The sequence below is a fragment of the Xanthomonas arboricola pv. juglandis genome, assembly GCF_905367715.1.
In the GTDB taxonomy this organism is placed as follows: Bacteria; Pseudomonadota; Gammaproteobacteria; order Xanthomonadales; family Xanthomonadaceae; genus Xanthomonas; species Xanthomonas arboricola.
Window position 1 is genome coordinate 2,150,263 of record NZ_HG999362.1, and the last position, 23,677, is coordinate 2,173,939.

Here is a 23,677-nt window from a genome sequence, read left to right on the forward strand (position 1 = left end):
CGCACTCCAACGGCCTGCAATTGGCCGGCAAGTTGCCCTCATCGTCGTCCACCTCCGCAATCATGGCGTGCGTGTTGCCATCTCGTGGAAGATGGGTCACGTCTGTTCTGGCCGCGCCCGGGAGGTAGGGGCTCCTGCTGCGGCGTTCGATAGCCTCGCGCGGGGAGATATGTGCTGCAAATGAAATTTTCGGCATATTCTATTCCTCCTACGAATACAGCTGCGTGGCGATACCTCATGGCAAATTCCGGCACTCCCTGGTTCAACGCTGCCCGCCTCAAGACGCGCCAGTTGCTGCTGCTGCTGCATCTGCACGAACAACGTTCGGTGCTGCGTGCGGCCGAGGCCGCCAGCATGACCCAACCGGCCGCCTCCAAGCTGCTGGCGGAAATGGAAGACATGCTGGGGGTGAAACTGTTCGAGCGGCATGCCCGCGGGGTGGAGCCCACCTGGTACGGCCATGTGCTGATCCGGCGTGCGCGTGCGGCGATGTCGGAGATCGGCCGGGCGCAGGAGGAAATCGCCGCGCTGCGCGCCGGGCGCATGGGCCAGGCCTCGATCGGCACCGTGGTCAATCCGGGCACCAACCTGGTGCCGCAGGCGATCGCCGAGGTCAAGCGCGAGTTCCCCGACATCCTGGTGCGGGTGGAAATGGACTACAGCCGCCCGCTGGTGGCCAAGTTGCTGGACGGCCAGCTGGACATCGTGATCGGCCGCATCCTGGGGCCGGAGGGCGTGGGCGAGCTGGAGTTCGAGCCGCTGGCCGACGAGCCGCATTCGGTGATCGCGCGTGCCGGCCACCCGCTGGCCAGCCGGGCCGGCCTGCAGCATGCGGATCTGGTGCGGCACGGCTGGATCCTGCCGCCGGCCGACAGCGTGCTGCGCGCGCGGCTGGATTCGATGTTCATGGAGCACGGCGTGCAGACGCCGACCAATGCGATCGAGACCTCGTCGCTGCCGGTGACCTCCACGCTGTTGCGTGGCACCGACATGCTGACCGCCTTGCCGGTGGAATCGGTGGCGCCGCTGATCCAGGCCAAGCTGCTGACCGTGCTGCCGATCGAGCTGGGCGTCCGCATGGAGTCGTTCGGCATCATCCGGCGGCGCGATTACATCCTGCCGCCGGGGGCCGAGCGCATTCTGCAGGCGCTGCGCACCACCGCGCGGCGTTTGTACCCCGGTCTGCGCGGGCCGGAATCCACTGGTTAAGCGGGCTCTTCCATTTGTATTCCGGCACGGCATACCAGGCTGTGAATTTTTCATTGGCTGGCGCTAGACCACGCGCCTATATCTGTGAGCCAGATCGCACGCTGAAGCGCACGTGAAGTCGGGCAGGTGATCGGCGGCCAAGCCGCCATGCAGTGAGAAGTGGAGCCGGGCGGCGACGTCCGCGTCCTGCACGATCATGCGGCCCGTTGACGGTGCCGCGACAACCAGTCTTCAGTCGTCTTGCGTCCTGGGAGGGATTCAGATGTACAAGTTTTCAAGCCATGCCTCGGCAGGGACGGGCGTGCACGCGCGTCGTACCCCGCGTTTGCGTCATTCCGCCATGGCCGTCAGCATCGGGCTGTTGCTCGCCGCACCGGTGTACGCACAACAGACGCCGTCGTCCCCGACCGCCCCGGACGGCAAGACCGCCGGCAGCGCGGTGGATCTGGATACGGTGGAAGTGCGCGGCGTGCGCGCCAGCCTGATCAAGTCGCAGGTGATCAAGCGCGATGCCAGCCAGATCGTGGATTCGGTCAGTGCCGAAGACATCGGCGCCTTGCCCGACCGCAGCGTCACCGAAACCCTGCAGCGCGTCAGCGGCGTGACCATCGATCACTTCGCCGCACGCAGCGACCCGGACCATTTCTCCGCCGAAGGCAGCGGCGTGATGATCCGCGGCCTGACCCAGGTGCGTGGCGAACTCAATGGGCGCGACATCTTCAGCGCCGCCAGCGGCCGCGGCCTGAGCTTCGAAGACGTGCCGGCCGAGTTGATGGCGGGTGTGGACGTCTACAAGAACCCCTCGGCGGAAATCATCGAGGGCGGGCTGGGCGGCACGGTCAATCTGCGCACGCGCATGCCGTTCGACAATCCGGGCCGGATCGTTGGCGGCAATGTCGATTACAACTACGGCGACATGAGCAAGAAGTACAAGCCGTCGGCCTCGTTCCTGTTCAGCGACCGCTGGAACACCGGCATCGGCGAAATGGGCTTCATGATCGATGTCGCGCATTCGGAGCTGGCCACGCGCTCGGACGGCATCCAGGTGGAGCCGTACGTGCGGCGGACCGATGAGGCTGTGCTGGCCGGCAGCGGGCGCAGCGAAGTGTTCGTGCCGGGCGGGGTGAACTGGCGTCAGCTGGATTTCGAGCGCAAGCGCGACGGGATCGCGGCGGCGTTCCAGTGGAAGCCCAGCGACGCCACCGAGATCTATGCGCAGTTCCTGCGCTCGCGCTACGAGATGAACTGGCAGGAGCGCGCCGCGTTCTTCAACGACAGCAACAACAGCATCACGCCGGCACCGGGCACCACCTTCGACTACGACGATCGCGGCGCCTTCCTGCGCGGCTCGCCGGTGTCCAGCTCGTGGCGCGGGGTGCTCACCGGCGATGGCGTGCGCTTCAATACCGACAACCGTTATTCCGAACAGCGCACCACCACCACCGACATGTCGGTGGGCTTCAGCCATTTCTTCAACGACAACCTGCAGATCAAGGGCGATATGCAGCTGGTGGAGTCGGAGAACGAGCAGCTGGATTTCACCGTGTTCAGTGCGACCTATCTGCCGGGCCTGTCGTACGACGTGTCGGGCAAGTATCCCAGCGTGCAGATCGCCAATCCGGCCTTTACCCAGGACCCGTCCAACTACTTCTGGGCGGCGGCAATGGACCATCTGGGCAAGAACCGCGGGCGGCAGCTGTCCACCCGCGTGGATCTGGAATACACCTTCGATGACAGCAGCTGGTTGCGCTTTGCGCGCTTCGGCATGCGCGCCACCGACCGCAATCAGATCAACAAGAATTCCGGCTACAACTGGGGCGTGATCTCCGACAACTGGGCCGCCATTCCGGGCACCAGCAACGGCCTGGCGAATATGTCCGAGTTCATGACCGACCAGTCGTCGTTGTTCACCTTCTCCGACTTCTTCCGCGGTGGGGTGAACGTGCCGACCACGCTGGTGGTGCCCAACAGCAGCCTTGTCAACAACTACCGCTCCGCCTCGCAGATGATCCAGCAGATCGTGGCGCTGCGCGGCTACGGCTGGGCGCCCGACACCTATCAGCCGCAGGACACCAACCGCCAGCACGAACGCACCCAGGCCGCCTACGCGGCGCTGTACTTCGGCAACGACGAGGCCTGGGGCGTGCCGGTGGACGGCAACATCGGCATCCGCGTGGTGCAGACCAAGACCCAGGCCGAAGGCTTCGGCCAGTTCCAGAACCTGGCCGGCCTCAATGTCTCACCGGAACTGCAGGCGCGCTATACCGGGCAGTACTTCGAGAACAACTCCCAGGGCAGCTATACCAACGTGCTGCCCAGCCTGAACCTGCGGCTGCGCTTCACCGACAGCCTGCAGTGGCGCTTTGCCGCCTCCAAGGCGATGGCGCGCCCGGACTACACCCAGCTGCAGCCGTATGTGTTGCTCAACGTGGAAACCAACGACGCCGGCCAGGCCACCGATTTTGTCGGCACGGCCGGCAACCCGAACCTCAAGCCGATGGTGGCCAACCAGTTCGACACCGCGCTGGAGTGGTATTTCGACACCAGCGACATGCTCTACGCCACGCTGTTCTACAAGAAGGTCAAGGATTACTTCTCCACCCAGACCCGCAGCGAGATCTACGACAACCGCCCGTGGCTGGTGACACGCCCGTACAACATGGACGAGGGCACCATCCGCGGCGCGGAGCTGGGCTATACCCAGTTCTTCGATCAGCTGCCGGGCTGGCTGAGCGGGTTCGGCGTCAATGCCAACTTCACCTTCGTCGACAGCCAGGGCGGCGCCAACACCGCCACCGACCCGTACACCAATACCACCGTCACCGGTGTCGAGCTGCCGCTGGAAGGCCTGTCGCGGCGCAGCTACAACCTGGCCGGTATCTACGAGAAGGGCCCGTTGTCGTTGCGTCTGGCCTACAACTGGCGCTCGCGTTACCTGCTGACCACCAGCGATGCGTCCACCCGTCTGCCGACCTGGGCCGACGACTATGGCCAGCTCGACGGCTCGTTCTTCTACCGCTTCAACGAGCATCTGCAACTGGGCGTGCAGGCCAACAACCTGACCAACACGGTGACCAAGGTGCTGATGGGGCCAACCTCGTACGAAGGCGGCGAGGTGGATCCGCGTCTGTATACGCGCTCCTCGTTCGTCAACGACCGGCGCTATTCGCTGGTGCTGCGCATGAACTGGTAAGCAAGGGCCATCACGGAACTGCCGTGCGCGGGCTCGCAGACTTGAGCCCGCTTTGGCCGCTCCGGCCATCCGGATCCGCAATGCCAGACCCAGCGGGTTTGTCGGCGTTGCTATAGGTTTTACGAATACCTTTCCAGGAATATTTCATTGGTGTGGCACGACGGCGCCGCCCTATGCTCCGGCCGCAGCCGCTAGGTAAGCCTCGTCAGGATTACCACGCATCGCACCCGCCCGGCCTACCGGTCGTGGGCGGATGCGGGCCAGCACCAACGACGGGCAGGGCGTTCGCGCACCGACCCGCTAAAAACTAGAAGTACATGCGTCCTGGGAGGGAGCACCATGTCAGTGCAACATCGCCACATTCCGGCAGGCCGGACTGTGGGTCAGCGTTCGATCCGTGATTTCCGCCGCTCCGTGATGGCCCTCAGTGTGGCCACGCTGTTGAGCGCGCAGGCCTACGCGCAGGACGCGACCACCACTGCCGCCCCGGCCCAGGACTCCACCACCCAGCAGCTCGACACCGTGCAGGTCACCGGCACGCGCAGCAGCGTCACCAAGGCGCAGCTGGTCAAGCAGAACGCCGAGCAGATCGTCGATTCCATCGTTGCCGAAGACATCGGCAAGCTGCCCGACAACAACGTCGCCGAGGCGCTGCAGCGTATCTCCGGCATCCAGATCTCGCGCAACTACGGCGAAGGCAGCTCGATCGCCATCCGCGGCCTGACCCAGGTGCGCACCGAACTCAATGGCCGTGACATCTTTCACCGCCAACGATGGCCGTGGCCTGAGCTTCGAGGACGTGTCGGCCGAATTGCTCGGCGGCGTCAACGTGTACAAGAATCCCTCGGCCGACATGATCGAAGGTGGCCTGGGCGGCACCGTCGACCTGCGCACGCGCCTGCCGTTCGACTACGACGGCCGCAAGATCGCCGGCAGCGTCCAATACAACTATTACGACCTGGCCGACGACGGCAAGCCGGCATTCTCGGGCCTGTTCAGCGATCGCTGGCAGACCGGCATCGGCGAGATCGGCCTGCTGGTGAACTACTCGCAGCAGAAGAGCCCGTTCCGCCAGGACACCATCTCGATTGAGCCGTGGTACACGCAGACCGATCTGCCGGGCTATGAAGGCCAGGGCGTGTCGGTGCCGCACGGCGCCGGTATCAACACCACCATCGGCGAGCGCGAGCGCAAGACCGGTGCGTTCGCGATGCAGTGGCGTCCGAACGATTCGGTCGAGGTCTATACGCAGGTGCTGCGTTCGGATTACGACTTCAGCTGGCACGATTATTCGTTCTTCGCCCTGACCGGCGCCAACCCGATGCAGGGCTTGCCGGGCATCCAGGTCAACGACCGCAACGAGTTCGTCAATGGCTCGTTCCAGAACGTGCCGACCGAATCCAACACCAGCCTGACTGAGCGGCATTCGGTGACCACCGATTACTCGCTGGGGGCCAAGTGGACGGTCAACGAGAAGCTGACCCTGAGCACCGACTTCCAGTACGTCGATGCCACCACCAAGGGCACGCGCTACATCATCGCCACCGGGCAGGACACCAGCCCGCAGTTCAACGTCGACTTCCGTGGCGATCTGCCGCGCCTGTCGGTGACCGATGCCAGCGGCGCGGAAGGCTATCTGGCCGATGCCAACAACTACGACGGCTGGCGCTGGCACCTGGACAACAAGGACGACAACAAGGGCACTGAGTTCGCCTGGCGCGCCGATATGGACCTGGCCTTCGACAGCGACTTCGTGCGCAGCTTCAAGGCCGGTGTGCGTTACACCGACCGCGATGCCGAGACCAAGGGCAATATCTACCGCTTCATGTGCATCAACGATTGCTCGGGTACGCCGTTCTCGCAGTACCCGACCATCGGCCTGGTGACCAACCCGATCACCGACTTCTTCCGCGGTGAGAGCAGCACCTTCGGCCGCACGCTGACGGCTGCCGACTCGGCAGTCGCCAACTACGAGCAGACCCTGGCCACCTTCGGTGCCAGCCCGCTGGAATTTGCGCCCAACAACATCAATACGCAGAACGAGAAGACCTACGCGGCCTATGGCGTGCTGCGCTTCGGCGTGGACAGCGACTCGATTCCGTTCGACGGCAACATCGGCGTGCGCGTGGTGCGCACCGAGGTGGGCTCGCAGGGCGTGCGCACCGGAACCGACAGCGAAGGCGGTGGCCTGATCCCGGTGGATGCGCAGCAGACCTATACCGACGTGCTGCCCAGCTTGAACCTGCGCTGGATGCTGAGCGATCAGCTGCAGTGGCGTTTTGCGGCCTCGCGCGGCATCTCCCGTCCCACCTTCGACCGGCTCAACCCGAACCTGAGCCTGAGCACCGGCACCTCCAATGGTGCCTCGACCTTCACCGGTACTGCGGGTAACCCGAGTCTGGAAGCGGTCAAGGCCGACCAGTTCGACACTGCGCTGGAATGGTACTTCGGCCAGGGCTCGATGATGTACGGCACCTTGTTCTACAAGAAGGTCGAAGGCTTCATCGCCAATGCCGTCTTCAACGAGGTCTACGACGGCCAGGTCTGGCAGATCACCCGTCCGGTCAACGGCGATGCCGGCAAGATCCGCGGTGCGGAACTGGGCTATACGCAGTTCTTCGATTTCCTGCCGGGCTGGTTGAGCGGCTTCGGCCTGCAGACCAACTACACCTATGTCGACAGCGAGGCACCGAGCCCTACTGCCACCGACACCAACGGCCAGGCGCTGACCGTGCCGCTGGAAGGCCTGTCCAAGAACAGCTACAACGCGATCCTCAGCTACGAAACCTCGCGCTTCCAGGGCCGTGTGGCCTACAACTGGCGCAGCGACTGGCTGGTGACCACCGCGGGCAACGGTACCGGCAACCTGCCGGTCTACAACAAGGGCTTCGGCCAGCTGGATGCCTCGCTGCGTTTCAACATCAATGATGTATGGTCGATTTCGCTTGATGGCGTGAATCTGCTCGATACCCGTCGCGAAAGCTACCTGGGCACCGAGTCGCGCTACCGTGACTTCGTGATCAACGATCGTCGGTATGGCCTGACATTGCGGGCCAGCCTGTAGAACGCGCCGTAGGAAGTGCGTCTCCGGTCCGGCGAGCTGTGCAGGCAGCCCGTCGGGCCGGTGTTTTTCCTATCGACGGCAGGCCGTCGATCGCAAGAGGAGCCGGAGGAATGATCGCTGTGATCGATCCGCCTACTGTGCGCCGCGTTACCGCAGCGATGTGGCCGGTCCGTGTATGGCTGGCACTGCTGGTGCTGTTGTCGCTTTCGATTTTGCCGCTGCAGGCCGCTGATCCGGCGGTGCAGGGGCCTTACCAATGGCGCAGCGTCGCCATCGGCGGTGGCGGATTCGTCACCGGTGTGCTGTTTCATCCAGCCGAGCGCGATCTTGCGTATGCACGCACCGATGTCGGTGGTGCCTACCGCTGGGATGCGCGCGCGCAGCAGTGGGTGGCGCTGACCGACTGGCTGGGCGCCGACGACTGGAACCTGATGGGGATCGACGCATTCGCGGTCGATCCTGCCGACCCGCAGGCGCTGTATCTGGCCGCAGGTACTTACATGCACGAGCGCGCTGGCAATGCCGCGGTGCTGCGCTCGTTTGATCGCGGCCGCAGTTTCGAGCGTGCCGAGTTGCCGTTCAAACTCGGCGGCAATCAATTGGGCCGTGCCAATGGCGAACGGCTGGCGGTGGACCCGCACGATGGCCGTGTGCTGTTGCTGGGCTCACGCGATGCAGGGCTGTGGCGCAGCGACGATCGCGGCGCGCACTGGGCGCGGGTGGACGCATTTCCCGCCGCGGCAATGGCGGGCGCGACGGCGCGCAATCATGTCGGACGCGAGCAGGCGGTGGGCATCGCCTTTGTCGTCTTCGATGCCGCCAGCGGCCGCCCCGGCCGTCCGACCCCGCGCATCTATGTCGGCGTGTCCACCGCGCAGACCAGTCTGTATGTCTCCGACGACGCAGGTCGCAGCTGGTCTGCAGTGGCCGGGCAGCCCAAGGGCCTGCGTCCCAGTCATATGGCCGGCGGTAGCGATGGGCAGTGGTACCTGAGCTACGGCGACCAGCCCGGGCCTGACCTGATGGCCGGCGGCGCGCTGTGGAAATACACCCCGGCGCAGGGGCGTTGGAGCGAGATCAGCCCGATCGCGCAGCCGGCCAGCGGCGATGGTTTCGGCTGGGGCGCGGTGGCGGTGGATCCGCAACAGCCGCAGGTGCTGCTGGCCAGCACCTTCCGCCGTCGTAGCCCGCGCGATGAGCTGTTCCGCAGCGTGGATGGCGGGCGCAGCTGGACGCCGTTGCTGGCGGGCGCGCAGTTCGATCACAGCGCAGCGCCGTGGACCGCACAGGCCACGCCGCACTGGATGGGCGCGCTGGCGATCGATCCGTTCGACAGCAACCACGCCTTGTTCGTCACCGGCTACGGCATCTGGGCCTCGCGCAACCTGCAGGATTTCGCCAGGCAGCAGCGGCCGTTGCAGTGGTGGTTCCAGGATCGCGGGCTGGAAGAGACCGTGCCGCTGGATCTGCTCAGCCCGATGCAGGGCGCGCACCTGCTCAGTGCGCTGGGCGATATCGACGGCTTCCGGCATGACGATCTGGAGCGTGCGCAGCTGCAATACGCCGGCCCGCGCCTGACCAATGGCGAGAGCATCGATGCCGCCGGGCAGGCCGCGCAGTGGGTGGTGCGCAGCGGTACCGTGCGCGATCGCCGCAACAACGAGATCCGTGCGCTGTACTCGCGCGATGGCGGCGCGCAGTGGACGGCGTTCGCCAGCGAGCCGCCAGCCGGGCAGGGCGCCGGCAACATCGCCATTGCCGCCGATGCATCCCATGTGGTGTGGGCGCCCGAGAAAGGCGGCAACTGGCGCACCGCCGATTTCGGCAAGCACTGGCAGCGTGTGCAGGGTCTGCCCGAGACCGCAGTGGCGGTGGCCGATCGCGTCGATGCGCGGCGCTGGTATGCAGTGGATACCGCCAGCGGGCGCTTGTACGAGAGCCGCGATGGTGCAGTGAGCTTTCGCGATACTGGTGTACAGGCCGGCAACCCGGCGCGTGACGAACGGGCGCGCCCGCAGCTGCGCCCGGATCCGTGGCGGGCGGGGGTGGTGTATCTGGCCAGCCCCGCGCTGGGCGTGATGCGCTGGCAGGACGGGCGTTTGCAGACCTTGTCCACGCCGGATGAGGCGCGTTCGCTGGGCATCGGCAAGGCACTGCGCGATGGCGCACCGCCGGCGCTGTATCTGGCCGGCCGCGTGGATGGAGTGGACGGCGTGTTCCGCTCCGACGATGAAGGCGCGCACTGGTTGCGCATCAACGACGACGCGCACCGGTTCGGCAAGCCCTACAGCGTCACCGGCGACCCGCGCCTCCCCGGGCGCGTGTACTTCGCCACCGGTGGGCGTGGCATCTTCTACGGCGATCCACGATGAGTGCTGCGTCCCCGTGCGCGTCATCGCGCTGTCTTACCGTGTACGGCGGCATGCGCCGTCGCATCGCTGCGCGCCAAGTGGCCGCGCCGACCCTGGAGATCACTGCATGACCGTTTCCCTCATCCGTCGTGGCTGCCTGTTGGGCCTGGTCCTGGCCAGCCCTGCCGCATTGGCGCAACCGAGCCTGCCGTTGTTGTTTGCCGATGGCGCGGTGCTGCAGCGCGACCAGGCGATGCCGGTGTGGGGCTGGGCCACGCCCCATGCCGCGATCACGGTCAGCTTCGACGGCAAGCGGGCCACCGCCAAGGCCGATGCCAAGGGCCAGTGGAAGGTCAGCCTGCCCGCACACAAGGCCGGCGGCCCCTATGTGCTGAGCGTGCAGGGAGACGGCGGCGAGTTGCAGGTGCGCGATGTGCTGGTCGGCGATGTGTGGCTGGCCAGCGGCCAATCGAACATGGAGTTGCCGCTGGCGCAGGCCAGCGATGGCCCGCAGGCGGTGGCGGCCGCCAACGACCCGCAGTTGCGGCACTTCAAGGTGCCCAAGTCGTGGTCGCTGCAGCCGGAAGCGCGCCTGACCGGCGGCGACTGGAAGGCCGCCACACCGGACAACGCCGGCGAGTTCACCGCAGTCGGTTATTTCTTCGCCAAGGAGCTGCGCGCCAGCACTGGCGTGCCGATCGGTATCGTCAACAGCACCTGGGGCGGCAGCGCGATCGAGGCCTGGATGGATGCGGCCTCACTGGGTTTGGATGCCGGGCAGAACCAGGGCGCGATCGAGGCGATCAAGCAGCGCGATGCCGCTGCGCAGGCCGCCACCGGCAAGCGCATCGCGCGCTGGCCCAAGGTGGATGGCGAGATGCCGCAGTGGCGCGAAGCGACATTCGACGACAGCGACTGGGACAGCATCCCGACCACCCAGCAGTGGGAATCCAGCGGTTATGACGGCATGGACGGGATCGCCTGGTATCGCACCACGGTCACCCTGAGCGCTGCCGAAGCCAAGGCCGGCATCACGTTGGGCGTGGGACAGATCGACGACTCGGACATCACCTACGTCAATGGCCAGCAGGTCGGCACGACCGAAAAGCAGTGGAACCTGCCGCGCGTCTACAGCGTGCCGGCTTCGGCCTTGCATGCAGGGGTCAACCACATCGCGGTGCGGGTGGAAGATCTCAGTGGCGGTGGCGGCATGCATGGTCCGGACGAGCAGCGCTTCGTGCAGACCAGCGCGGGTGCCAAACGCGCGTTGGGCGGCTGGAAATTCCGCCCCGCCGCCGTGCGTGTATCGCTGGTCGACAACAAGAATCAGCTGCCCACGCTGTTGTACAACCAGATGATCCATCCGCTGCAGCCGTTCCCGGTCAAGGGCGTGATCTGGTACCAGGGCGAAACCAATGCCAGCGACACCGGCGCGCTGAAGTACCGTGAACAGTTCGCCGCGATGATCCAGCAATGGCGCGCCGAACGTGGCGCGAAAACGCTGCCGTTCCTGTGGGTGCAGCTGGCCAACTTCAAGGCCGGCGGCGACAAGGGCGAGCTGAGCCCGTGGGCACTGTTGCGCGAGTCGCAGTCCAAGACGCTGGCGCTGCCGGCGACCGGGCAGGCGGTGATCATCGATATCGGCAACCCCACCGATATCCATCCCACCAACAAGCGCGATGTCGGCCATCGCCTTGCGCTTGCTGCACGTCATGTGGCGTATGGCGAAACACTGGTGTACAGCGCGCCGGTGTTCAAGCAGGCGCGCTTTGCCGATGGTCAGGCAATGCTGAGTTTCGACCTGCAGGGCAGTGCCTTGCAGGTGCGTAATGGTGGCGAAGTGCAGGGCTTCCGCGTCGCCGGTGCCGACAAACACTTCCATCCGGCCACCGCACGCATCGAGGGCGATCGCGTGATCGTGCGCAGCGACGCGGTGGCTGCACCGGTCGCGGTGCGCTACGGCTGGAGCGAAAACCCGGACGACGCCAACCTGGTCAATCGCGAACAGCTTCCCGTTTCCCCCTTCCGCACCGATACCTGGTGACACGGAGTCCTATGTCCATGCATTCCCCCGTTGCACGTCTAATCGCTTCTTCCCCTGCACGCCGTTGCCTGCGTCCGCTGCTGCTGTCCGCGCTGACGCTGGCCCTGGCAGCGTGCCAATCCGGCGAGCAGGACGACAAAGCCAAATCGGCCGCAGTCGCACCGACTGCCGGTAGCGCAGCGACCACGCCTGCCACGGCAGCGGCGCCGGCTGCGCAGACGCCGATGCCGCAGTTCGTCAGCAAGGACGGCAAGCACGCATTGATGGTCGATGGTGCGCCGTTCCTGATCCTGGGCGCGCAGGTCAACAACTCCAGCAACTATCCGGGCGTGATGGACAAGGTGTGGCCGGCGATGCAGGTGCTGGGCCCCAATACCGTGCAGGTGCCGATTGCCTGGGAGCAGGTCGAGCCGGAAGAAGGCAAGTTCGATTTCTCCTTCGTCGATACGCTGCTCACGCAGGCGCGCGAGCACAAGGTGCGGCTGGTGCTGCTGTGGTTTGCGACCTGGAAGAACAACGGCCCTGCGTATGCGCCGCACTGGGTCAAGACCGACAACCAGCGCTTCCCGCGCGTGGTGACGCGCGAGGGCAAGGCGATCGGGTCGCTGTCGCCGCATGCGCAGGCCACCCTGGATGCCGACCGCAAGGCCTTTGTCGCCTTCATGCAGCACCTCAAGCAGGTCGATCCGCAGCACACCGTGATCATGATCCAGCCCGAGAACGAGCCGGGCACCTACGGCAGCGTGCGCGACTTCTCGCCGATGGCGCAGAAGCTGTTCGACGGCCCGGTGCCGGACGCACTGCTCAAGCGCTTGAACAAGCAGCCGGGCAGCTGGGCACAGGTGTTCGGTGCCGATGCGGACGAGATCTTCCATGCCTGGTCGATCGGTCGCTACATCGACCAGGTGGCCGAAGCCGGCAAGGCCGAATACCCGCTGCCGATGTACGTCAACGCCGCCCTGCGTGGCCCGTTCAATCCCGGCCAGCCCGGCCAGTACGCCAGCGGTGGCCCCACCGACAACGTGCTGGATGTGTGGAAGGCCGCCGGCCCGCATATCGACCTGCTGGCGCCGGACATCTACATGCCCGAGTACCGTACCTACACCACGGTACTGGAGCGCTACGCCCGCCCGGACAATGCGCTGTTCGTCGCCGAAACAGGCAACCGCCCGGAATACGCGCGCTATCTGTTCCCCGCGCTGGGCCACGACGGCATCGGGTGGTCGGCGTTCGGCATGGACTACACGCGTTATTCCAACTATCCGCTGGGCGCCAAGCACGTCAACGCAGAAACCTTGGCCCCGTTCGCGCTGGGTTTCGAGCTGGTCAAGCGCGGCATGCGTCCGTTCGCCAAGGCCGCGTCCGAAGGCAAGCTGCACGGCACTGCCGAAGAACCCGGCCAGGCGGTGCAGGAGCTGCAGCTCAACGAGCGTTGGGGCGCCACCATCACCTACGGCGTGCCGCAGTTCTGGTTCAAGGGCGAGCCGCCGGGCAACTCCGAGCCGATCGGCGCGGCCTTGATTGCCGAGCTCGGCCCGGATGAATTCCTGGTCACCGGCTACCACGTGCGCGTGACCCTGCATCCGGCCAGCGATGCGACCGCCAACATGCTCTACGACCGCGTCGAGGAAGGCGTCTACGACGGCAGCGACTGGAAGTTCGAGCGCAACTGGAACGGCGACCAGACCGATTACGGCGTCAATTTTTCCAGCGCGCCGCAGCTGCTGAAGATCAAGCTGGCCACTTACAAGTAAACCTGCACGGCCACTTGCTGCGCAGCCAGATCGCTGCGCAGCACGCCGGCTTCCAGGTCGAACGCAATGAACCCATGCGTTGCCGCCCCCGCGGCAGCGTTTCGTAATTCCAAGGGAGTGAACATGCAAACCATCAACCGTTCCGCCGGCCATGCGCCTGCCACCCGACGTACACCGCTTGCGCAGTGCCTGGCGTTGTCGCTGGCCTTGCTGGCCAATGCCGCGCACGCGCAGGAAGTGCGCAAGGCCGCCGATGGCGTCACCGTGGTGCCGAGCGCCAAGGACGCCGCACCGGTGCGTCTGCAGGTGGTTGATGCCGGCATCATCCGCGTCAGTGCCGACCCGGACGGCGACTTCGCGCGCAGCCCCAGCCTGATGCGCGTACCGGTGCAGGGCGACGGCAACTTCCAGCTGGCCGAGCAGGGCGACAGCGTGCAGCTGAAGACCGGCAAGGTCACCGCCACTGTGTCCACCGTCGATGGCCATGTCAGCTTCGCAGATGCCAATGGCAAGCCGGTGTTGTCGGAGGTTGCCGGCGGGCGCAGTTTTGCGCCGCTGAAAGTGGAGGGCAAGCAGGACCTGAGCGTGCGTCAGCGCTTCCAGTCGCCCGACGACGAAGCCCTGTACGGCTTCGGCCAGCACCAGCAGGGCTGGATGAACCAGAAGGGCCGCAACATCGAGTTGCAGCAGAACAATATCGACATGGCGGTGCCGTACCTGGTGTCCAGTCGTAACTACGGCCTGCTGTGGGACAACAACTCGATCAGCCGCCTGGGCGACCCGCGCGGCCTGCAGCCGCTGCCCAAGACGCTGAAGTTGTATGACGCCAAGGGCAAGGCCGGTGCGCTGACCGCGCGTTATGCGATCAACGGCAAGCAGATCGTGGAACGCCGCGAGAGCGAGGTGAACTACCAGTACCTCAGCGACCTGACCAAGTATCCGAAGAAGGCGATCACCAAGGACAAGGACAGCCGCATGCAGGTCACCTGGGAGGGCGAGATCGAAGCGCTCACCGGTGGCGAGCACACCTTCTCGCTGTATTCGAGCGAGTACGCCAAGCTGTACGTGGACGGCAAGCTGGTCGTCGATCGCTGGCGCCAGAACTGGAACCCGTGGAATCACGAGTTCAAGCTGGATCTGGAGCCGGGCACGCGCCACACCGTCAAGGTCGAGTGGGACCTGATCGACCCCAGCTACATCGCGCTGCTGCACCGCGACCCGCTGCCGGCCGCCGAAGCGAAGGACCTGTCGCTGTGGTCCGAAGCCGGCCAGATGATCGACTACTACTTCGTCTCGGCCGATTCCTACGATCAGGCCGTGGCCGGCTACCGCGAGCTCACCGGCAAGTCGGTGATGCTGCCCAAGTGGGCCTATGGCTTCTGGCAGAGCCGCGAGCGTTACAAGAGCCAGGACGAGTTGGTCGGCGCGGTGGCCGAATACCGCAAGCGCAAGTTGTCGCTGGACAACATCGTGCTGGATTGGTCGTACTGGCCCGAGAATGCCTGGGGCTCGCACGATTTCGACCCGCAGCACTTCCCCGATCCGGACGGCATGGTCAAGGCGGTGCACGACATGCATGCGCAGATCATGATTTCGATCTGGCCCAAGTTCTATCCCACCACCGCCAACTACAAGGAACTGGACGCAGCCGGTTTCATGTTCAAGCGCAACGTGGAAGTGGGTGAGCTGGACTGGATCGGCAAGGGCTACAAGAACTCGTTCTACGATCCGTATTCGGAAAAGGCGCAGGCGATCTACTGGCGCCAGGTCAACGAAAAGCTCAACAGCAAGGGCTTCGATGCGTGGTGGATGGATGCCGACGAACCGGACGTGCATTCCAACCTGGACATCGGCGAGCGCAAGGCGCGCACCACGCCTAACGCGCTGGGCTCGTCCACCGAATACTTCAACTCCTACCCGTTGCCGCACACCCATGGCGTGTACGTGGGCGACCGTGCGGCCGACGACAAGCGCGTGTTCATCCTCTCGCGCAAGGGCTACGCCGGCACCCAGCGCAATGCGGTGGCAGTGTGGAGCGGCGACATCGTCTCGCGCTGGGACGACATGCGCGACCAGATCTCCGGTGGCGTCAACATGGCGCTGTCGGGCCTGCCCAACTGGACCTTCGACATCGGCGGCTTTGCGGTGGAGAAGCGCTACGAGAACCAGGACCCGGCGCACCTGCCGGAATGGCGCGAACTCAACACGCGCTGGTTCCAGTTCGGCGCATTCGTGCCGATCTTCCGCTCGCACGGCCAGTTCCCGTACCGCGAGATCTGGAACATCGCCCCGGAAGGCACGCCGTTCTACGACAGCATGGCGTACTACAACCGCCTGCGTTACGCGCTGCTGCCGTACATCTACAGCCTGGCCGGCGACACCTATCAGCGCGATGGCGTGATCATGCGCGGCATGATGATGGACTTCCCGAACGACCCCAAGGTCCGCGACATCAACGACCAGTACCTGTTCGGCCCGGCCTTCCTGGTCGCACCGGTGACCCGCTTCGGCGCCACCTCGCGTCAGGTCTATCTGCCGGCCGGCAGCAGCTGGCTGGATTTCGCCACCGGCAAGCGCTACGAAGGCGGCCAGAGTATCGAGGCGGCCGCGCCGATCGAGCGCATGCCGTTGTTCGTGCGCGCCGGTTCCATCGTGCCGACCGGCCCGGTGCAGGAATACGTGGATCAGAAGCCGGATGCGCCGCTCACCGTGGTGGTCTACACCGGTGCCGACGGCCAGTTCTCGCTGTATGAGGACGACGGCAAGGGCTACGGCTACGAGAAGGGCGAGTTCAGCCGCATTCCGCTGAGCTGGAACCAGACCAAGGGCGAGCTGAGCATCGGCAAGCGCGAAGGCAGCTGGACCGGCATGCAGGCCAAGCGCACCGTCAATGTGCGCTTTGTCGACGGCCCGCGCGAGGACGCCGGTGCGCTGGAGCCCAGGACCGATGCCAGCATCCAGTACGACGGTAATCCGGTCAGCGTGTTGCAGCGCAAGATTGCGTCCGGCAAAGCGCGTCGTCGATGATCGCAACTCGTTGTCAGTCAGTGAGTGCGCAGATGCCGGATCGCCGCAAGGCTCGGGCGTGCAGGTCCGGTCATGCAGCACGGTGGTGCACGTGCTGACCCGCAGGGAAGTCTGCAAGGCAACCGGCGCCGCACTCGCGGCGCTGGGCGCTGCGCCGGCTGCGTCCGCCATTGCTGCGCCGGCTGCGTCCGCCATTGCTGCGCCGGCCAAGGCTGCCGGCGAGCAATCGCTGCCTGCCGTTGCTGCGGGCGATGCCTTGCAGCTGTGGTACCGCGAACCGGCCAACGAGTGGGTGCAGGCGCTACCGGTCGGCAACGGCCGGCTGGGTGCGATGGTGTGGGGCGGCATTGCCCACGAGCGCCTGCAACTCAACGAGGACACGCTGTACGCGGGCGGCCCGTACGATGCCACCAGCCCCGAAGCGCTGGCGGCCCTGCCACAGGTGCGCGCGCTCGTGTTTGCCGGGCGCTATGCCGAAGCCGAAACCCTGGCCGACGCCAAGATGCTCTCGCGTCCGCTCAAGCAGATGCCGTATCAACCGCTGGGCGATCTGCTGCTGGATTTCGATCGTGCCGACGGCATCAGCGAGTACCGCCGCCAGCTCGATCTGGATACCGGCGTGGCCACCACCACGTTCCGCTCCGGCGGCGCGCTGCATCGGCGCGAGGTGTTCGTGTCGGCGCAGTCGCAATGCATCGTGGTGCGCCTGTCCTGCGATCGGCCACGCGCGATTTCCCTGCGTGTGGGCATCGACAGCCCGCAGACCGGCGCGGTCACGGCGGAGCAGGGCGGGCTGCTGTTCAGCGGCCGCAACGGCAGCTTCGCCGGCATCGACGGCAAGCTGCGTTTTGCCTTGCGCGTGCTGCCGCAGGTCAAGGGCGGCACGCTCAGCGGGCTGCGCGACCGCCTGCGCATCGAGGCCGCCGATGAAGTGGTGCTGCTGCTCACCGCTGCCACCAGCTATCAGCGCTTTGATGCAGTCGATGGCGATCCGCTGGCATTGACCGCAGCAAGCATGCAGAAGGCGGGCAAGCTGGACTACGCCGCATTGCTGCGTGCGCATCTGGCCGATCACCAGCGGCTGTTCCGGCGCGTGGCAATCGATCTCGGCACCAGCGAGGCGGCGGCACTGCCCACCGACGAGCGCGTGCAGCGTTTTGCGCAGGGCAACGACCCGGCGCTGGCCGCGCTGTATCACCAGTTCGGTCGTTACCTGCTGATCTGCAGCTCGCGGCCCGGCACCCAGCCGGCCAATCTGCAGGGCATCTGGAATGATCTGATGCAGCCGCCGTGGGAAAGCAAGTACACCATCAACATCAACACCGAGATGAACTACTGGCCCAGCGAGGCCAACGCGCTGCACGAATGCGTCGAACCGCTGGAATCCATGTTGTTCGATCTGGCCAAGACCGGCGCGCACACCGCACGTGCGATGTACGACGCACCCGGCTGGGTGGTGCACAACAACACCGATTTGTGGCGCCAGGCCGGGCCGATCGATGGCGCCAAGTGGAGCCTGTGGCCGATGGGTGGCGTCTGGCTGCTGCAGCAGCTGTGGGACCGCTGGGATTACGGCCGCGACCGTGCCTATCTGGACAGGATCTACCCCTTGTTCAAGGGCGCGGCGGAGTTCTTCGTCGCCACGCTGGTGCGCGATCCGCAGACCGGCGCGATGGTGACCAACCCGTCGATTTCGCCGGAAAACCAGCATCCGTTCAACGCCGCGCTGTGTGCCGGCCCCACCATGGATGCGCAGCTGCTGCGCGATCTGTTCGCCCAATGCATCGCGATGAGCAAGCTGCTCAAGGTCGACGACGCCTTCGCGCAACAACTGAGCACGCTGCGCGAGCAATTGCCGCCCAACCGCATCGGCAAGGCGGGGCAATTGCAGGAGTGGCAACAGGACTGGGACATGCAGGCGCCGGAGATCCATCACCGCCATGTCTCGCATCTGTATGCCTTGCATCCTTCGAGCCAGATCAATCTGCGCGATACGCCCGAGCTTGCCGCTGCGGCCAAGCGCACGCTGGAAACGCGCGGCGACAACACCACCGGCTGGGGCATCGGCTGGCGGCTGAATCTATGGGCACGTCTGGCCGATGGCGAGCATGCCTACCGCATCCTGCAATTGCTGATCTCGCCCGAGCGCACCTACCCGAATCTGTTCGACGCGCATCCGCCGTTCCAGATCGACGGCAACTTCGGCGGCACCGCCGGCATCACCGAAATGCTGCTGCAAAGCTGGGGCGGCAGCGTGTTCCTGCTGCCTGCCTTGCCCAAGGCATGGCCGCGCGGCAGTGTGCGTGGATTGCGCGTGCGGGGCGGTGCCAGCGTGGACCTGCACTGGGACGGCGGCCGCCTGCAGCAGGCACACGTGCACAGCGAGCGGGGCGGGCGCTATCAACTGTCTTACGCAGGGCAGACCCTGGACCTGGAACTGGGTGCCGGCCGCACCCGGCTGGTGGGCCTCAACAACAACCGATTGGTGACGCAATGAGCTTGTACGTAGGACTGGATGTGGGCACGCAGAGCGTCAAGCTGGTGGCCTACGATCCGCAGGAGCGCGCCGTGGTCGCCACGATCGCCGCGCCGATGGACCTGATCAGCCGCGACGACGGCACCCGCGAGCAACAGGCGCAGTGGTGGATCGACGGCATCGTGCATTGCTTCGCGCAGCTCGATGGCGAGCAGCGTGCGCAGGTGCGTGGCATCTCGGTCTCCGGCCAGCAGCACGGCTTCGTGCCGGTGGCCGCCGATGGCAGCGTCACCGCACCGGTGAAGCTGTGGTGCGATACCAGCACCGCACTGGAATGCGAGGAAATCATGGATGCGGTGGGCGGCGCCGCAGGCAGCGTGGCCACCGCCGGCAACCCGATCATGGCCGGCTACACCGCCTCCAAGCTGCCGTGGACGCGCAAGCATCGCCCCGAGGCGTATGCGGCGATGACCACGGTGATGCTGCCGCACGACTACGTGAACTTCTGGCTCACCGGCGAGCGCTTTGCCGAAGTCGGCGATGCCTCCGGCACCGGCTGGCTGGACGTGCGCACGCGGCAGTGGTCCGAGCGCATGCTCGGCGCGGTGGACGCACAACGCGACCTGCGCGAGGCACTGCCGCCGCTGGTGGAGACCGGCGCGGTCTATGCCTTGTCCGACGCCGCCGCCGATGCCTTGAATCTGCCGGCCGGTGTGCGTGTCACCACCGGCGGCGGTGACAACATGATGGCCGCCATCGGCACCGGCAACGTGGTGCCGGGGCGGCTGACCATGAGCCTGGGTACCTCGGGCACCTTGTTCGCCTACGCCGATCACCCGGTGGTGGACGACGAGGCACGCTGGGCCGCGTTCTGCTCGTCCAGCGGCGGCTGGCTGCCGCTGATCTGCACCATGAACTGCACCGTCGCCACCGAGGCGGTGATGCGCATGTTCTCGATCACCCGCGAGCAGACCGACGCCTTGATCGCCAGCACCACGCCGGGCGCCGATGGGCTGGTGCTGCTGCCGTTCTTCAACGGCGAGCGCACCCCGGATTTGCCGGCCGCCCGCGGCTGCCTGTTCGGCATGGACCTGCACAACACCACCCCGGCGCATTTCTACCGCGCCGCGATGGAAGGGGCGACCTATAGCCTGCGCAACGGCTTCGATGCGTTCGTTGCGGCGGGTCTGCAGTTCGACACCATCCTGCTCACCGGCGGCGGCAGCAAGAGCGCGCAATGGCGGCAGATGGTGGCCGATATCTTCAACCTGCAGGTCGTGGTGCCGACCCAGCCCGAAGGCGCTGCCTTCGGTGCCGCGCTGCAGGCCTTGTGGGCCTGCGATCGCGATGACGGCGGTACGCACGCGTTGTCGGATGTGGTGCTGGAGCATCTGCAGGTCGACGACAGCCTGTCGGCGCGCCCGGATCCGCAGCGCGTGGCCCAGTATCAGCAGCACTACCAGCACTTCCTCAAGCACCTGCATGTGGTCAGCCCGCTCTACGCCGGCTGATCGACACGCTTTCTACAACTCCCCCAGCAGCAAGGACATTCCACCCCATGAGCAACACCGTCTACATCGGCGCCAAGGAATATTTCCCCGGTATCGGCAAGATCGGCTTCGAAGGCCGCGACTCGGACAACCCGTTGGCGTTCAAGGTCTACGACGCCAACAAGCAGGTCGGCGACAAGACCATGGCCGAGCATCTGCGCTTTGCCGTGGCCTACTGGCACAGCTTCTGCGGCAACGGCGCCGATCCGTTCGGCCCGGGCACGCGCGCGTACCCGTGGGATATCGGCAACACCGCGTTGAATCGTGCCGAAGCCAAGGCCGATGCCGCGTTCGAGTTCTTCACCAAGCTCGGCGTGCCGTACTACTGCTTCCACGACATCGACCTGTCGCCCGATGCCGACGACATCGGCGAGTACCAGAGCAACCTCAAGCACATGGTCGGCATCGCCAAGCAGCGCCAGGCCGACACCGGCATCAAGCTGTTGTGGGGCACCGCCAACCTGTTCTCGCACCCGCGTTACATGAATGGTGCGTCGACCAATCCTGACTTCAATGTCGTCGCGCGTGCGGCGGTGCAGGTCAAGGCTGCGATCGATGCCACCGTCGAGCTGGGCGGCGAGAACTACGTGTTCTGGGGCGGCCGCGAAGGCTATGCCTGCCTGCACAACACCCAGATGAAGCGCGAGCAGGACAACATGGCGCGCTTCTTGACCCTGGCACGCGACTACGGCCGCGCGATCGGCTTCACCGGCAACTTCCTGATCGAGCCCAAGCCGATGGAGCCGATGAAGCACCAGTACGACTTCGACAGCGCCACGGTGATCGGCTTCCTGCGCCAGCACGGCCTGGACCAGGACTTCAAGCTCAACATCGAAGCCAACCACGCCACACTGTCGGGTCACAGCTTCGAGCACGACCTGCAGGTGGCATCCGACGCCGGCCTGCTGGGCAGCATCGACGCCAACCGCGGCAACCCGCAGAACGGCTGGGATACCGACCAGTTCCCGACCGACCTGTACGACACCGTCGGCGCGATGCTGGTGGTGCTGCGCCAGGGCGGGCTGGCACCGGGCGGGCTGAACTTCGATGCCAAGGTGCGCCGCGAGTCGTCCGACCCGCAGGATCTGTTCCTGGCGCATATCGGCGGCATGGATGCGTTCGCACGCGGGCTGGAAGTGGCCAATGCACTGCTGACCTCCTCGCCGCTGGAGCAGTGGCGGGCCGAGCGCTACGCCAGCTTCGACAGCGGCGCGGGCGCGGACTTTGCCAACGGCAGCAGCACGCTGGTGGATCTGGCCAAGTACGCCGCCGGCAACGAACCCAAGCAGCTCAGTGGCCGTCAGGAAGCCTACGAGAACCTGATCAACCAGTATCTGACGCGTTGATGTCCCGTGGCCGGCGGCGCACTGCGCGTCGCCGGCCGATGTCGGCCGCCCCCGTGGCCGCTCCCTTGCATGCTTCCAGGTGAATCCATGTCCAGTGTCTCCGTAAACGGCGCCCCCGATGCCGGTGAGAACACCCGTTTTATCGTCCTGATCAGTTGCGTAGCCACGATCGGCGGTTTTTTGTTCGGTTTCGATAGCGGTGTGATCAACGGCACTGTCGACGGCCTGAAGCAGACCTTCAATTCCAGCGCCGCCGAGACCGGGTTCGAAGTCGCCTCGATGCTGCTGGGCTGCGCCATCGGCGCCTTCTTTGCCGGCCGTCTGGCCGACCGCTGGGGCCGCCGCGCGGTCCTGATCATTTCTGCGGCGCTGTTCCTGCTCTCGGCCATTGGCGCCGGTGCCTCGCACAGTTCCGGTTTCTTCATCTTCGCTCGCGTGATGGGCGGCTTTGCGGTGGGCGCCGCCAGCGTCATCTCGCCGGCCTACATCGCCGAGGTCGCCTCCGCGCGCTATCGCGGCCGGCTCGCCACGATGCAGCAGATCGCCATCATCAGCGGGCTGTTCTGCGCGTTCCTGAGCAACTACCTGCTGGCCAACGCCGCCGGCGCCTCCACCGAGCCGCTATGGGCCGGGCAGGCCGCCTGGCGCTGGATGTTCTGGATGCAGGCGGTTCCCTCGCTGCTGTTCCTGTTGCTGTTGCTGGTCATCCCGGAAAGCCCACGCTACCTGGTGGTCAAGGGCCGCCGCCAGCAGGCGCTGGTGGTGCTGAAGCGCCTGTACGGCAACGCCGCCGCGCAGACCAAGCTGGCCGAAATCTCGGCCTCGATGTCGGCCGACCAGCACAAGCCCAAGTTCTCCGACCTCATCAACAAGGCCACCGGCAAGATCCGTCCAATCGTCTGGATCGGCGTGGGCCTGGCGGTGTTCCAGCAACTGGTCGGCATCAACGTGGTGTTCTATTACGGCGCGGTGCTGTGGCAGGCGGTGGGCTTCTCCGAGCAGGACGCACTGCTGATCAACGTGCTCTCCGGTGGCCTGAGCATCGGCGCCTGCCTGGTCACGGTGATGCTGGTCGACAAGATCGGCCGCAAGCCGTTGCTGTGGATCGGCTCGGCCGGCATGGCGGTCTCGCTGGCCCTGGTGACCTATGCCTTCGCCACCGCCTCGCTGGACCCCAACGGCAAGCTCGCCATGTCCGATGTCATGGGCATGCTCGCGTTGGTGGCCGCCAACGTCTACGTGGTGTTCTTCAATGCCTCGTGGGGCCCGGTGATGTGGGTGATGCTGGGCGAGATGTTCCCGAACCAGATCCGCGGCTCGGGCCTGGCCATTGCCGGCGCCGCGCAGTGGACCTCCAACTTCGCCATCACCGTCAGCTTCCCGATCCTGCTCGGCAGTATCGGCCTGGCCGGCGCATACGGCATCTACACCGTCGCCGCCTTCATCTCGGTGTTCTTCGTGCTCAAGTACGTCTACGAGACCAAAGGCAAGGAGCTGGAGCAGATGGAGGGCTGATCTCCCCCGTTATGCTGATAGCGGCATGGAAGACGAACAAGGCCGCGCACTGCGCGGCCTTGTTCGTTGACGGTCTCGCCGGGATCTTGCCGATGTCTCGCATACCTGCGGGCGCCTCAATCGCGCTGGCTGTCATCGTTGGGCTGGA

General features: G+C 65.7%; 10 protein-coding genes and 1 pseudogene. All 11 read left to right on the forward strand.

Annotation, left to right across the window (positions count from 1 at the left end):
• The first annotated feature begins 237 nt into the window (after window positions 1-237).
• The 11 genes and pseudogenes from KHN93_RS09570 (at window position 238) to KHN93_RS09620 (ending at window position 23,529) form a co-directional block, all read left to right on the forward strand.
• Window positions 238-1,209 carry a LysR family transcriptional regulator gene (locus KHN93_RS09570; RefSeq protein WP_016903232.1) on the forward strand — a complete coding sequence of 324 codons (972 nt, stop codon included), beginning with the start codon at window positions 238-240 and terminating at the stop codon, window positions 1,207-1,209.
• Between the two features lie 262 nt (window positions 1,210-1,471).
• A complete protein-coding gene (locus tag KHN93_RS09575) occupies window positions 1,472-4,402 on the forward strand; it encodes a TonB-dependent receptor (RefSeq protein WP_166768362.1) in 2,931 nt (976 codons plus the stop codon).
• A gap of 339 nt (window positions 4,403-4,741) precedes the next feature.
• Window positions 4,742-7,466 (forward strand): annotated as a pseudogene (locus KHN93_RS09580) (TonB-dependent receptor).
• 110 nt (window positions 7,467-7,576) lie between these two features.
• Window positions 7,577-9,838 carry a beta propeller repeat protein gene (locus KHN93_RS09585; protein WP_212579483.1) on the forward strand — a complete coding sequence of 754 codons (2,262 nt, stop codon included), beginning with the start codon at window positions 7,577-7,579 and terminating at the stop codon, window positions 9,836-9,838.
• 106 nt (window positions 9,839-9,944) lie between these two features.
• Window positions 9,945-11,861, forward strand: coding sequence for a sialate O-acetylesterase (locus KHN93_RS09590; RefSeq protein WP_039520829.1), 1,917 nt, complete (start codon window positions 9,945-9,947; stop codon window positions 11,859-11,861).
• A gap of 83 nt (window positions 11,862-11,944) precedes the next feature.
• Window positions 11,945-13,615: a GH35 family beta-galactosidase GalD gene (galD, locus tag KHN93_RS09595; protein ID WP_280518768.1), complete on the forward strand. Its 1,671-nt coding sequence runs from the start codon at window positions 11,945-11,947 to the stop codon at window positions 13,613-13,615.
• A 123-nt stretch (window positions 13,616-13,738) separates the two neighbouring features.
• Window positions 13,739-16,642: a TIM-barrel domain-containing protein gene (locus KHN93_RS09600; RefSeq protein WP_212579485.1), complete on the forward strand. Its 2,904-nt coding sequence runs from the start codon at window positions 13,739-13,741 to the stop codon at window positions 16,640-16,642.
• A 91-nt stretch (window positions 16,643-16,733) separates the two neighbouring features.
• Window positions 16,734-19,139 (forward strand): glycoside hydrolase family 95 protein, encoded by a 2,406-nt coding sequence (locus KHN93_RS09605; protein ID WP_212579486.1) that lies wholly within the window; start codon window positions 16,734-16,736, stop codon window positions 19,137-19,139.
• Window positions 19,136-20,629: a xylulokinase gene (xylB, locus tag KHN93_RS09610; RefSeq protein WP_212579487.1), complete on the forward strand. Its 1,494-nt coding sequence runs from the start codon at window positions 19,136-19,138 to the stop codon at window positions 20,627-20,629. Before KHN93_RS09605 ends, xylB begins: the two co-directional genes overlap by 4 nt.
• A gap of 47 nt (window positions 20,630-20,676) precedes the next feature.
• Entirely contained in the window at window positions 20,677-22,014 is a 1,338-nt protein-coding gene (gene xylA / locus KHN93_RS09615) for a xylose isomerase (protein WP_046342382.1), read from the forward strand.
• A gap of 87 nt (window positions 22,015-22,101) precedes the next feature.
• Window positions 22,102-23,529 (forward strand): sugar porter family MFS transporter, encoded by a 1,428-nt coding sequence (locus KHN93_RS09620; RefSeq protein WP_212579488.1) that lies wholly within the window; start codon window positions 22,102-22,104, stop codon window positions 23,527-23,529.
• Window positions 23,530-23,677 lie beyond the last annotated feature (148 nt).